The 12,180-nt window shown below is 68.4% G+C and carries 10 protein-coding genes and 2 pseudogenes; 7 read left to right on the top strand and 5 right to left on the bottom strand.

Annotated features, from left to right (window positions below; translation table 11 throughout):
* Positions 1–131 precede the first annotated feature (131 nt).
* Positions 132–746, bottom strand: coding sequence for a hypothetical protein (locus IL992_RS37325; RefSeq protein ID WP_193208028.1), 615 nt, complete (start codon positions 744–746; stop codon positions 132–134).
* Between the two features lie 632 nt (positions 747–1,378).
* Here IL992_RS37325 and IL992_RS37320 point away from each other — a divergent pair.
* From IL992_RS37320 to IL992_RS37305, 5 genes and pseudogenes are all read left to right on the top strand, one after another.
* Positions 1,379–2,626, top strand: coding sequence for an MFS transporter (locus IL992_RS37320; RefSeq protein ID WP_193208027.1), 1,248 nt, complete (start codon positions 1,379–1,381; stop codon positions 2,624–2,626).
* A gap of 86 nt (positions 2,627–2,712) precedes the next feature.
* Positions 2,713–3,579: an FAD binding domain-containing protein gene (locus IL992_RS37315; RefSeq protein WP_193208026.1), complete on the top strand. Its 867-nt coding sequence runs from the start codon at positions 2,713–2,715 to the stop codon at positions 3,577–3,579.
* A 271-nt stretch (positions 3,580–3,850) separates the two neighbouring features.
* Positions 3,851–4,087: a 2Fe-2S iron-sulfur cluster-binding protein gene (locus IL992_RS47000; RefSeq protein ID WP_226874520.1), complete on the top strand. Its 237-nt coding sequence runs from the start codon at positions 3,851–3,853 to the stop codon at positions 4,085–4,087.
* A 30-nt stretch (positions 4,088–4,117) separates the two neighbouring features.
* A pseudogene (locus IL992_RS49130) lies at positions 4,118–4,414 on the top strand (xanthine dehydrogenase family protein molybdopterin-binding subunit); the annotation flags it as partial.
* A gap of 23 nt (positions 4,415–4,437) precedes the next feature.
* Positions 4,438–5,625, top strand: a complete 1,188-nt coding sequence (locus IL992_RS37305) for a xanthine dehydrogenase family protein molybdopterin-binding subunit (protein WP_193208025.1) — start codon at positions 4,438–4,440, stop codon at positions 5,623–5,625.
* A gap of 16 nt (positions 5,626–5,641) precedes the next feature.
* Here the strand turns inward: IL992_RS37305 and IL992_RS37300 are convergent, their stop codons facing one another.
* The 4 genes from IL992_RS37300 to IL992_RS37285 all read right to left on the bottom strand — a co-directional run bounded on the left by IL992_RS37300 (position 5,642) and on the right by IL992_RS37285 (position 10,001).
* On the bottom strand, positions 5,642–6,898 hold the full coding sequence (locus tag IL992_RS37300) for a cytochrome P450 (protein ID WP_193208024.1): 1,257 nt from the start codon (positions 6,896–6,898) through the stop codon (positions 5,642–5,644).
* A 264-nt stretch (positions 6,899–7,162) separates the two neighbouring features.
* A complete protein-coding gene (locus IL992_RS37295) occupies positions 7,163–7,945 on the bottom strand; it encodes an SDR family NAD(P)-dependent oxidoreductase (RefSeq protein WP_193208023.1) in 783 nt (260 codons plus the stop codon).
* Positions 7,946–7,984: 39 nt separating this feature from the next.
* On the bottom strand, positions 7,985–8,770 hold the full coding sequence (locus tag IL992_RS37290) for a DUF6081 family protein (RefSeq protein WP_226874519.1): 786 nt from the start codon (positions 8,768–8,770) through the stop codon (positions 7,985–7,987).
* 10 nt (positions 8,771–8,780) lie between these two features.
* Positions 8,781–10,001 carry a styrene monooxygenase/indole monooxygenase family protein gene (locus tag IL992_RS37285; RefSeq protein ID WP_193208022.1) on the bottom strand — a complete coding sequence of 407 codons (1,221 nt, stop codon included), beginning with the start codon at positions 9,999–10,001 and terminating at the stop codon, positions 8,781–8,783.
* A gap of 442 nt (positions 10,002–10,443) precedes the next feature.
* Between IL992_RS37285 and IL992_RS37280 the strand changes: the two genes are divergently transcribed.
* Both IL992_RS37280 and IL992_RS37275 read left to right on the top strand, forming a co-directional pair.
* Positions 10,444–11,637 (top strand): cytochrome P450 family protein, encoded by a 1,194-nt coding sequence (locus IL992_RS37280; protein WP_193208021.1) that lies wholly within the window; start codon positions 10,444–10,446, stop codon positions 11,635–11,637.
* Positions 11,638–11,783: 146 nt separating this feature from the next.
* Positions 11,784–12,180 (top strand): annotated as a pseudogene (locus IL992_RS37275) (cytochrome P450); the annotation flags it as partial.

Genomic DNA, 12,180 nt, shown 5'->3' with positions numbered 1-12,180 from the left:
GGGCGGAACGCGATCTTCCGTGAGGGCGAGGTCACCGGAGCGCCGTTGATCGCCGAGATGACCGCGATCGCGGTGATCAGAGCCGTGGTCGCGCTGCCGTGGCGCGAAACACTCCGGTCGGTCGGTTGTTGTCAGCTGGTGTAATAGATCCTGTAGTCGCCGCCGTCTCCCGTGAACGACATGGAGGAAGTCACCTTGCCCTGATAGACCGTGGCGTAGCTGTCACCCAGGATGTCGTCATTGTCGTCCCAGCCCAGATAACCCTCCACGTAGGACCTGAGGGCCGCGCGCATCAAGCCCGCCCTCTCACCGGCGGGCTTCAAGAAGTACTTCTGGTAGTCGCCGCGCATCGCGTCGCCGATCTTCTGGATCTGATCCAACGTCAGGTCTCTGTCATCGTCCTGCTCGACCATCACGGTGACGGTGAGCGAGCCGGAGGGCACCCGGCTGGCGATGAGCGTCTTGGGGTAGTACGGGAGCGGGCGGTCCGTTGTGATGATGCCGGGGTCGACCAGCACAGTCCGGTTGTCATCGGGGTTGGTCGGGCTTCCGGTGAACACCACGAAGTACGGGCGGTCACCATGGCCGACGTCGCTCTTCTCCAGGCATTGGATCTCCCAGAGGCGCACGGAGATCCCCGTCGCCGCGTTCGCCGGTGCGGCGGAGATGGCGGGGACGGCCGCGACGGTCGCGGTGAGCATCGCCAGGGCGCCCAGGGCGCGGCGGAGCCGAATTGGCATTGACATGAGGGTCCTCCTCGGATGCTTGACGGACAGGGTGCGCCGTCGAGTGCACGGATGAGTGACGCAGCCGAATCCCGCGCCGGCGGCGGCCCTGTGAAGACGGTGCGATCTCCGGTTAGGTGCCTCGACGCCCGCTGTCGCGGGCGCTTTCGTCAGTTCGCCAACCTGTTTCGCACATTGACATTGACTATCTGCTTCAGGCGCAGGGCCGCATTCGGGCGCCACCCCAGCGATTCCGCCGGTCTCCCCAGCCAATCCCTGACATGCGCCCCTGAGGTGAGGCACACCGCCGGGGACGCTGAAGGCCGCTCATGGCGGCGTCGCCGCGACCGGTGTGTGCGAGCGAGCGGACGCCTGGGATGTGTGCCGTCGACGCCTATCCTCCGGGTCGGCTCATCCGAGGATTGGGGAGCCCGCTTGGGGGCGCCCCCTGATGTCAGGGCCGTACTTCTCGAAGAAGAATCCGCGGCAGAAGCCCAATCGTCCTGACGGAAGGACGAAACCACGCTCGACGACTCCCGGAACCGATCGGCTGCGCGAGTCATGGATACGGCGGAAGCGACGAGAAAGGCACGCCGACGAGGGGCGTGCCACGCCACTGAACAAGGAACGTCTTCGCACGTGAAGGGATGTTCATGTCCGGTCTCGCCGAGTCGCCCCCGGAGCCTCCGACGTCGTCGTCGGGAGGGCGCCGCTGGGCTGTGATGACGGTCGTCTCGCTCGGTTTCGTGATGATGACCGTCAACTGGTTCGACCTCGCGCCCGCCTTCGGCCCGATCAGCGTGGAGTTCCGGGTGGAGATCCCCCAGGTGGCCCTGCTCATCTCCGCGTTCGTGGCGGGGTACGGCGTGTTCCACATCCCCGCCGGCTTCCTGTCCACCCGGCTGGGCATCCGCAGGACCCTCGTCATCGGCCTGGTGGTGGAGGGGATCACCGGGGCGCTGTCGGGGGTCGCGGCCGACTACACCCAGCTCCTGGTCCTGCGGATCGTCTGCGGTGTCGGGGCCTCGATCTACGCGGGCATCGGCATCGCCGCGGTGAGCGTGTGGTTCGCCGGTCGCGCGCACGGTTTCGCCCTCGGTGTGGTGTCGGCGATGTTCAGTCTCGGCACCGCCCTCGGCCTGTATGTCTGGGCCGACCTCGCCGACGCCGTCGGCTGGAGGCGGGCGCTGGTCGCCGGCGGCGTGCTGTGCGTGGTCACGGGGGCCGCCGTCGGTGTGGTCTTCCGCCCGCCGCCCGGCGGGAGGAGCCTCACGGGCGTGCGTATTACCGGCGACGCCGTGCGTCAGACTCTCGGCAACCGCAGACTGTGGATCTACGGCGTCGCCTTCCTCGGAGGCTACGGGTCGTTCCTGGCGGCCTCCCAGCTTCTCGGCGGCTACGGCGCCGACTACCGTCACTTCTCGACCGCCGGTCTCGCTTCGCTGATCGCCGGCCTGGCCGGGATTCCCGGCCCTCTCGTCATCGGCCTGGTCTCCGACCGGCTCGGCAAGCCGCGGCTCGTGCTCCTGGTGGCCGTCCTCCTGGAGGCCGTCGGCCTGCTGCTGATCCCCGTGGCCGGCGAGTCCTGGTTCTGGGTGCCGGCGTTCATCGTCGGGTTCGCGTTCAACGGCGCCTTCGCGGTCTGGGAGACGATCCCTGGGGAAGATCGCACTGTTCGTCCGGAGAACATCGGGACGGCGGTCGGCCTCATGCTGACGATCACTGCCGTCGGCGGCTTCGTCCTGCCCTGGGCGTTCGGGCTGCTCGTCCCGGCCGCCGGCTACACGACGGCCTGGGTCTTGCTCGGCGCGGCCACCGCCGGGCTGGCGCTGCTGGGAGTGCGTGCACGGGAACCGCGGGCGCGTAGGCCCGAGGCCCGCGTGGTCACCTCCCCGCGGTGAGCAAGCGCCGCGCGAACCGGCCGCGGAACGAACGGATGTCGTCACCGCCCCGTCCGCACGCCCCGATCTCCACAAGGCAGGGCCGCATGAAGCCACCCGTCTTCTCCTATCAGGATCCACGGACGCTGCCGGAGGGACTCGACGCACTCGCCGAGCACGGCGACGACGCCCGCGTGCTGGCCGGCGGTCAGAGCCTGCTCCCGCTCCTCACCATGCGGCTCGTACGGCCCAGGGTCGTCGTCGACATCAACAAGGTCGATGGCTTGGGTCGGATGAGCCGAGACGGCGGCGCCCTGCGGATCGGCGCGCTGGTCCGGGCGTTCGCCGCCGAGCGCGACGCCGAGGTGGCGGACGCCCTGCCCGTGCTCGCCGAGGCGATCGGTCACATCGCGCACCCCCAGATCCGCAACCGTTGCACGATCGGCGGCAACATCGCCCATGCCGACCCCTCGTCGGAGCTGCCCGCCGTGCTGGCCGCGCTCGACGGCGCCGTACGGCTCGTTTCGAGAGGAGGAGAACGGGTGGTGGGCTGGGACGAGTTCTTCAGGTCCGGCTTCGTCACGGCACGCGGGCCCGACGAACTGCTGACCGAAGTGATCTTCCCGATCCGCCCCGGGTTCGCCTTCCGATTCCGGGAGTTCGCCCGGCACCGGGGCGGGACGGCGATCGCGGCCGTCTGCGTGGGCCTGCGTGTTCAGGAGGGAATCGTCAGCGAGGCCCGGCTGGCCGCCATCGGGGTTGCGGACCGGCCGGTCCGGCTGCTGGAGGCGGAGGGCGCTCTCGCCGGCCGGCGGCTCGACGCGGGCGCGGCGGAGCAGGCGGGTGCCCTCGCCTCGCTGGAGGTTGACCCGCCGACGGATGTGCACGGCGGCGCGGTGTTCCGCAGGGGGATCCTGGCGGCGCTGGTCCGGAGGACGATCGAGGGCTGGGACCGAGAGGAGCAGGCGGCGTGAAGGCGGAGACGCGTGAGGTGGTTCTCTCGGTCAACGGCCGCGAGACGAAGGGAAGAGCCGAGGTGCGGACGCTCCTTTCCGACTTCTTGCGGCACGAGCTCGGGCTGACCGGCACCACGTGGGGTGCAAGCAGGGTGTCTGCGGTTCCTGCACGGTCCTGGTGGACGGCACACCCGTCCGATCCTGCCTCCTGCTGGCTTGGCCGTACAGGTCGACGGGGCGCACGTCGAGACGGTGGAGGGGCTGGCGCCCGAGGGGGGAGCTGTCACCCATGCAGGAGGCCATGCGCGACGAGCACGGCCTTCAGTGTGGCTTCTGCACCCCCGGCGTCCTGATGAGCCTGCTGGCCGCGGAAAGGTCAGGCATCCCCTGTCAGGAGGTGTGCGAGGACGTGCTCGGAGCGCACATCTGCCGATGCACCGGTTATCAGGGCATCCGTGCGGCGGTCCGCCGCCGCTGGGCCGCACTCGACGCGGGCGGACGGGGCACGACCGAGGTTCCGGCATGACCGGGCCTGGTCGGCGCCCGGGTCGGCCGGGTGAACGACGGCAGACTCCTGACGGGTCGCAGGACCTACGTCGACGACCTTTCCCTCCCCGGCATGCTGCACGCGGCCATCGTCAGGCCCTCGATCCCGCATGGGCGCGTCGTCGGGTTCGGCGCGGAGACGGCGACGGCCGCAGCGGATGTCACCACCGTGGTCACCCTCGACCAGGCCGCGGCCGGCACCGGCCGGATACCTCTTGTGTGGATCGCTCCCGGCCAGCGGCAGACGAGTGTTCCCGTGGTGTCCACCGAGGTCCGGTATGTCGGTCAGCCGATCGGGGTGGTCGTGGCGGTCAGCCGATCGGGGTGGTCGTGGCGGACAGCCGGGCGGCGGCCGAGGACGCCCTCGATCTGCTCGACATCGCATACGAGGAGCTGCCCGCGGTGGTCTACGCCGACGAGGCGCTGGGGGAAAACGCGCCCCTGCTGTATCTCGAGTGGGGGACCAACGTGGTGGCCGCCTACGACGTCGGCGACCCCCGCGACGAGATCGAAGGGGTGATCGCCGGCGCGGCGCACGTGGTCGAGCGCCGCCTGCGGATCCAGCGCGTCGCGGTCAACCCGCTCGAACCCCGCGGCCTGGTCGCGCAGTGGGACACCGGGGCGGAGACGCTGACCGTGTGGATGTCCACGCAGGTGACGCACCACGTCCGCGACAGCCTCGCCGTGGCCCTCGGCCTGCGCGCCGATCAGGTGCGGGTCGTCGCCCGCGACGTCGGCGGCGGGTTCGGCTGCAAGGACCATCTGTACGCGGACGAGGTGCTGGCCTGCCTGGCGGCCATGAGAACAGGGCGGCCGGTCAAGTGGATCGAGGACCGCCGGGAGCACTTCCACGCGACCTTCCACGCCCGTGACGCGTGGCACCGGGCACGGCTGGCACTGGACCCCGACGGCCGGTTCCTGGCGATCCACAGTGACATCGTCGGCAACTGCGGCGCGCACGCGTCAACCAAGGGGACGGGCCCGTTCCGCATCTCCGCCGCCATGCTTCCCGGCCCGTACGTCTTCGAGCGCGCCGGCGCGACGATCACCGCCGCGGTCATCTCGACCACGCCGACCGGCGCCCTGCGCGGGTTCGGCATGCAGGAGGCCGCGTGGGTGCGGGAGCGCCTCGTGGACGAGGCCGCTAGAAAGCTCGGCGTCGACCCGGTGGAGCTGCGCCTGCGCAACATGCTCGGCCCGCAGGACCTGCCGTATCAGACACGGACATTCCAGACATACGACTCGGGCGACTATCCCGAGGCGCTGCGCCGGGTCAGCGCCGGTGTCGCGTCGCGCGCCCGGCCCTCGGCCGGGCGTGTCCGACAGGGCGTGGGCGTGGCGCACATCCCGGGCGGGATGAAGGGCCTGGGCGAGGGCGGGACCATCGTGGCGCCTGCGGCGGTGGGGAACGCCGTGGCTGCGGCGGTCCCCGAGATCGCCGAATGGCTCGTCGAGACCCCGCTGTCCCCCGCGCGGATGTGGGACCTCATCCACAGGGCAGGGCTCCACCGCCGGTGACGCGGGCAGGCTTCGGCTACGTCATCGCGTCCCACTCCAGATCGAGGGCCCGCGGCCCTCGGAAGAAGAAGCTCGGCTGGTAGGCCGGCGTGTACCCCGGTGCGAGCCGGAGTCCGGGCAGACGTTCGGTCAGCACCTCGTACGCGATCCGCGCCTCCAGCCTGGCCAGCGGGGCGCCGATGCAGAAGTGGATGCCATGGCCGAAGGCGACGTGCCGCTGGGGCCCCTCGCGCGTGATGTCGAAGCGGTCGGGGGTGCTCCAGACGGCCTGGTCACGATTGGCCGAGGCGAAGACGACGTAGAGCCGAGAACCTTTGGGGATCGTGACCCCCGCCAACTCGGCGTCCCGCGTGGCGGTGCGCGGCTCGGCCTGCACCGGCGACGAGTAACGGAGCGCCTCGTCGACGGCGGCGCCGATCAGGTGGGGGTTTGCTTCCAGTGCCTCGCGCTGCTCGGGGTTGCGGAGCATGAGGAGGACAAGGCTGCCGATGAGGTGGGTGGTCGTCTCGTGCGCCGCGCCCAGAATCAGCATCAGCTGGGCGATGAGCTCCTCCAGGGAGAATCCCGCGCCGTCGATCTCCGCTTGGGTGAGTGCGGTGGCGAGGTCCTCACGCGGGTTGGCCCGCCGGTCGGCGATGAGGGCTTCGTAATAGCGCTGATAGGCGACGACGCTGCGGGCCGCGGGAAGCGCCTGTTCCACGGAGGGCATGGTGAAGAGGGACATCCAGTCGTCGTGCCACGCCTTGATCTGCGGCATGTCCGAGCGGGGCACGCCGACGAGGTCCGCGATGACGGTCAGCGGAAGCCTGTAAGCGAAGCGCTCCATCAGGTCGACCGTGCCCTGACCGGCGAACTCGTCGACGAGAGCGTGGGCGATCTCTCGTATCGCCGGCTCCAGAGTGGCGATACGCCGGGCCGCGAACGCCCTGGAGAACAGGGCCCGGGCGCGGGTGTGGTGGGGAGGATCGTCGTTGAACAGGGTGGGAGCCCAGGGATAGTGGCCCTCCTCCAGTACAGCGCGCACCTCGGGCGCCGGTGGCACGGGCAGGCTCAGATTGTCGGAGCTGGAGTACAGAGCGGGGTCCATCACCACCGTCATGAGCTCCGCGTGGCCTGTCACGACCCAAGCGTCGTAGCGAGTGCTGTAGCAGACCGGGGCGAGGCGACGCGCACGCGCGTAGAAGCCATAGGGATCTTCGGCGTAGCCGGGAGAAAGGGGATCGTAGCCCTCCCCAACCAGAGCGGCGTCGGCCTCGTGGGATGAGCTGGTCATGGAACCGCCTTCCGGAACGGATGATGGAAAGATGACGGCTCATCGTGTGTCGGCGGTTCGTCCGAGGACATCGGGGCACGCCCCCTACGGGTGCCCCGAACTTTGGCCCTGTTGCTTCTCCTGGGTCTTCGAGCACGCCCCGTGTGGCAGGGCATGACGTGATCAGGATGGGAATGGGAACCGCACGCGCGACGAGGACGTCCTGACGATGGCCGCCACCGCGGCTCGGGAAACATCGGACATGGTCGGATGACGCCGCTGCGGTCAGCGGAAGCCGGCCGTCCAGCCGCCGTCGATGCGGATGTTCTGCCCGGTGACCCAACTGGATTCGTCGGAAGCGAGGTAGAGGGCCAGGGCCGCGATGTCCTGTCCCGTGCCCGCTCGCCTGATGAGGTGCATGTCGAGCATGTAGTCGCGCGCGGAGTCGTCCATCGCCGCATCGGTGGCGGGGGAGGTGACGAAGCCCGGCGAGATCGCGTTGGCGCGGATCCCGTCGGCGGCTCCCTCCGCGGCCAGGGTGCGGGTGAGGGCGATCACGGCGCCCTTGGCGGCGGCGTGTGCGGCCTGCCCGATGCCGCCGACACCCCGGACGCCGGAGACGGACGCCGTGTTGATGATCGATCCTCCGCCCTGCCGCAGGTAGGTCCAGGCGGGATGGGTGACGTGGAAGACGATGTCGAGTTCGGCCTGGATGACGTGGTGCCACAGGGCGAGGGTGAAGTCCGAGAAGGGGGAGAAACCGAAGCCGGCCGCGTTGTTGTAGAGGACGTCGATCCCACCGAGGCGGTCGGCGGCTTCCTCGACCCAGGCTCTGGCCGCTTCGGGGTCGACCAGGTCGACTGTGGCGCCGTGGACGTCGTATCCCTGTGCCGCGAGCTTTTCCGCCGTGCTCTCGGCCCCGCCGGGGATCACATCACATCCCACGACGCGGGCGCCTTCGTGGGCGAACAGCTCCTGAGCGGCCGCTCCCTGCCCGCCTGCCGTCCCGGTGATCAAAACGCGTTTGCCCGCGAGGCGCCGCCCCGCGCTCGGCGTGATGGAGGTCATGACATCCCTTCCGATGTGAGTAACGCGGCAGGGGCCGCCTCAGAACGCCTGCTCTTCGACGGTGAGATTGCTCCACCACGCCGATATTCCTTGGCCTCGCAGCGACTGGCTCTTACCGAAGGCGATCGGACGCAGGGTGAACATCCCCAATCCCACCCGGACCTGACGGGGCAGGTGTGCGGAGGCCACATGATGGATCGGCTTGTCGTCCACCAGCCAGGTGACGGTTCCGGCGGCGGTGTCGATCACCACCTGGCAGCGATGGGGCCGGCCCGGACGCATGGTCAGACCGGCGAAAGGGTCCTCGACCACATGAGTGAAGGGCGCCGCCGCGGCGCTCGGCACGGGCAGCATCTCGTGGATGGCCCACATGTGGTCGTTGTTCGCGGCCACGTCGAAGACCCAGCCGGACTCCATGTCCAGCACGTTGAAGGCGGCGACGCCGTCCCGGTAGTCGTGGGGGTCGTTGCCCCGGCAGCTGACCGCCATGTCCACCGAGAAGGTGATCAGGCCTGACCCGGGCAGGGAGAAGCTTTTCGTGGACAGGAGCAGATGCTTCGGGTTGTCCATGATCTGGATGCCGTCGTGCTCGAGTCGGAAGCGGTCGACGGAGACGCTGAGAGCGCCGTCCGCGACCGAGGTCACCGCACCAGGCTCGGCGCACCGCCAGGACGACCCATCGGGCATGCGGTACTCCAGATACATCCACTTGCCGGCATTCAGCTGCGGTCCCGAGAAGTCGTCGTAGGCATGAGCATGCGGGCTGAGGGTCTTGGACATCGTGTCTCTGTTCTTGTCCGGGGTGTGGTCGAACGACGTGATCAAGAGCGCGCCCTCAGGGACGCGTGCGGGACGTCAGCAGGGAGTCGACCTTGGCCGGGTCGGAGAGCAGCGCCCACGCGGGCACCGGGTCGCTGAACAGATTGGCGAAGAGGTCGGCCACGCTCTGGTCGCCGGCCGCCGCGGCGAATAGCCGTACCACATGATCGGCCGGAGGCTGGAGGAAGGCGTTGGACCACTCGGTGACCGGTCCGGCCACCTGCCACATCGAGTCGGCCACCGCATGGGCGAACCGTTCGTCATAGGGACCGCCCGCCGCGATGGCCTCGGCGGCGACCCAGGCGCAGTGCGATCCGAGGTTCGCCCCTTGGCCGGTGATCGGATCGTTGGTGATCCACGCGTCGCCGATGGCGAGGGCCACCTTGCCGCTGGGCAACTTCGCCACCGGTTCGCGCACCACAGGGGTGATCGCACCCTGGAGCAGGTCGTCGCGACCGATCAGGCCGAAGGAATCGGACTCGATCCGCTCGGCGACCTGGGGCGCGTGCTCCGAGAGGAGTTTCTCCAACGTGCGGTTGAACGTCTGCGGGTCTTCCTCGTACGGCAGCCGGGTGATCGCCTCCATCGGTCCACCGGGAACCGCCTCGATCAGCATGGCGGCGACCAGGCCATGGCGCGTCCACATCGGGATCTGGAAGGTTTCGCTCACTCCCGGGGACACGTTGTAGCCGAAGCCCGCGTGGGCGATGCCGGTATAGAGCCCGGACAGCAGCCTCCGCTGGGGGCGGTCGTACGGTGACCTGCGTTCGTCACGCGGGAACAGCTCGGCCACGGATCGGCGGCCGGCAGCCACCACGATCAGTTCGTGGTTCTCCGACCACGTGTCGATGTCCGCGGTGCCGGGAGAGGAGCCGGTCACGACCAGGCGTCCGCCGCGCGTGGTGAAGTCGTCGAGGAAGGCGGGCAGCAGCAGGCGGAAGTCGACCGCGTGGAAGGGATCGTCCAGCATCCCGCGGAACTCCAGCGGAGGCTCGCCCTTGATGAAGATCGTCGCGGTGTGGGCGAGGCTGCCGTCGAAGGCGAAGTGTTCGCAGCCGAGCGCCCGCTCGCGAGCACGGGTGTGCTTCATCCGCACGACCGTGTTCGGCAGCCGCGCCTGCCGCATCTCGTCCGCTGTGCTCTCCGCGTAGAGCGTCACGTCGACACCGAGTTGCTGCAGCCGAAGCGCCAGTGTCAGGCCGCTGATGCCGGCCCCCACGACGCCGATTCCACTCATAGGCATTTGCGTCTCCTTTCGGAGACATCTTCCGCCGCGCCGTCGACGCGGCTAACCCCGTAATTCCGATTGCTCCAAAAATTAGTGTCCCGGCTAAGGGGGAACCCCAGGAATGCGGACGAGAATCAAGGCCTGGTAGAGGTGCCGGATGCCGATACGAGCATGAAAAAACGGTGGGGCGGGTGCTGGACTGCCTGCGTGCGCCGCAGTTCGACGACCAGTCGGGCTCGCCGCACATCGCTCCCGCGGGATTGCCCTATAGGCTGCGCGACTCCTGACCCTGATCAGTGCTTGGGGAAACCGCTGGCCGCTCACCAAACATTTGGGTGGTGCACTAGGGGATTCCCTGGTGGTGCTGGTCCCGCGCCGATGACAGGCTCCCTGTCGGGAGCGGCGGGAGATGATGCGCGCTGTGGGCGGCGCGCTTCGGCGAGGAGGCGTCATGAATGGTCCGTCACCGGCTCTGTACACTCCGGAGTTCTTTCAGGACCCCTACCCTGCCTTGACGTGGCTGCGTCGGCATGACCCGGTACACGAGTTCGTGTTTCCCGGCACGGACGTTCCGGTCTATTTGGTGACTCGGTATGCGGATGTTCTCGCATTACTTCAGGACGCCCGCTTCAGCAACGACTACGCCAACGCCGGACGCCAATTCCTGGCAGCAGGACTAGGCTTCGCCCCGCTGGGCAGGAATGTGCTGATGGCCGACCCGCCCGATCACACGAGGTTGCGTAAGCTTGCCATGAAGGCGTTCACTCCGCGCAACGTCGAAATCTGGCGCGGTGTGGTCGAGGAGATGGTTGACGACATTCTCTGCTCGGTCGGGGCGAGAGGTGAGATGGACGTGGTCAACGACCTCGCCACCGTCATACCGGCCGATGTGATAGGCCGGATCCTGGGGATGGACGCTGACCGGCGAGAGGGTCTGTCCGAACAGATGAAGGGGGTGGCGTCGGGTGTCCCCGGGAGGGTCCGGGAATCCCTTGAGACGGTCCTGGACTATACGCGGGAACTTGTCGCGGCCAAGCGCGCCCACCCGATGGATGATCTCACGTCACACCTCATCGAAACCCGTGACGGATCCGATCGCCTCGACGAGGCTGAACTGGTGACGATGGTCGCGACGCTCATCGTGGCCGGCTTCGAGACCACGCAGAACTTGATCGCCAACGCCGTACTCGCCCTGCTGGACCATCCTGAGCAGCTGGAACTGCTGCGCAAGGACCTGTCGATCGTTCCTCAGGCCGTAGAGGAGCTCCTTCGCTACGCAGGAGCGCTGGCTGTGTCCGGGTGGCGCTTCGCCACACATGATCTGGAATTCGCCGGAGCCGCGCTTCCGGCAGGAGCGGCGGTCCTCGGAGGGCTGCTGTCGGCCAATCGCGACCCCGAACGCTTCGCCGATCCAGACCGGCTGGATCTGTCACGACGAGACGTCCGTCATATCGGCTTCGGGCATGGTCTGCACAATTGCCTGGGTGCGGCACTGGCCCGGCTGGAGGTGCGGATTGTCCTGTCCATGCTGATAAGCCGGTTCCCCGAGTGGGAGCTCACGGTCACGCGTAGCCACATCCGCTACGAGGCGAACATCTTCTCCCGCAGGCCGGAGTCGCTGCCTGTCCGGTTCTGCACGATGTGAGAGGGCGGGCGTGAGGCGCCGATGGCTGCCCAACCGAACGTGGGACAGCGGATCTTACGTGGAAGTGGACTCTGCTGCGCGGCCGAGATCACCATCCCGGCATTCATCCTGAAATCTCTAGGGGGGCGCGTTGGGGGAAGCCCCTAATGTGCCGGATCAATGCGGGCGGCAGTCTTCCGCTGACGGCTGCAAACCGCAGCATCGTGAGGGGAGAGCCGATGTCAGGACCGTCGCCCGCGCTGCACAGCCCGGAGTACTTCCGCGATCCCTATCCGGCCTGGCGGTGGCTGCGTGCGAACGATCCTGTCCATAGGTTCGAGATTCCCGGAACAGGCGTTCCGGTGTGGCTAGTGACCCGCTACGCCGACGTTCTCGCGTTGCTGGACGACCCGCGTTTCAGCAACGACCCGGAAAATGCCGGCCGGGAGTTCAAGGAGGCGGGCCTGGCGCTGACCGTGTTCGGCAGGAATGTGGCACTGGCCGATCCACCGGATCATATGAGGCTGCGCAAGCTCGCGATGAAGGCGTTCACACCCCGCAATG

Origin of the sequence: Microbispora sitophila (assembly GCF_014892245.1) — a bacterium.
Taxonomy (GTDB): Bacteria; Actinomycetota; Actinomycetes; order Streptosporangiales; family Streptosporangiaceae; genus Microbispora; species Microbispora siamensis.
This window is presented reverse-complemented; position numbering and strand designations above follow the sequence as displayed.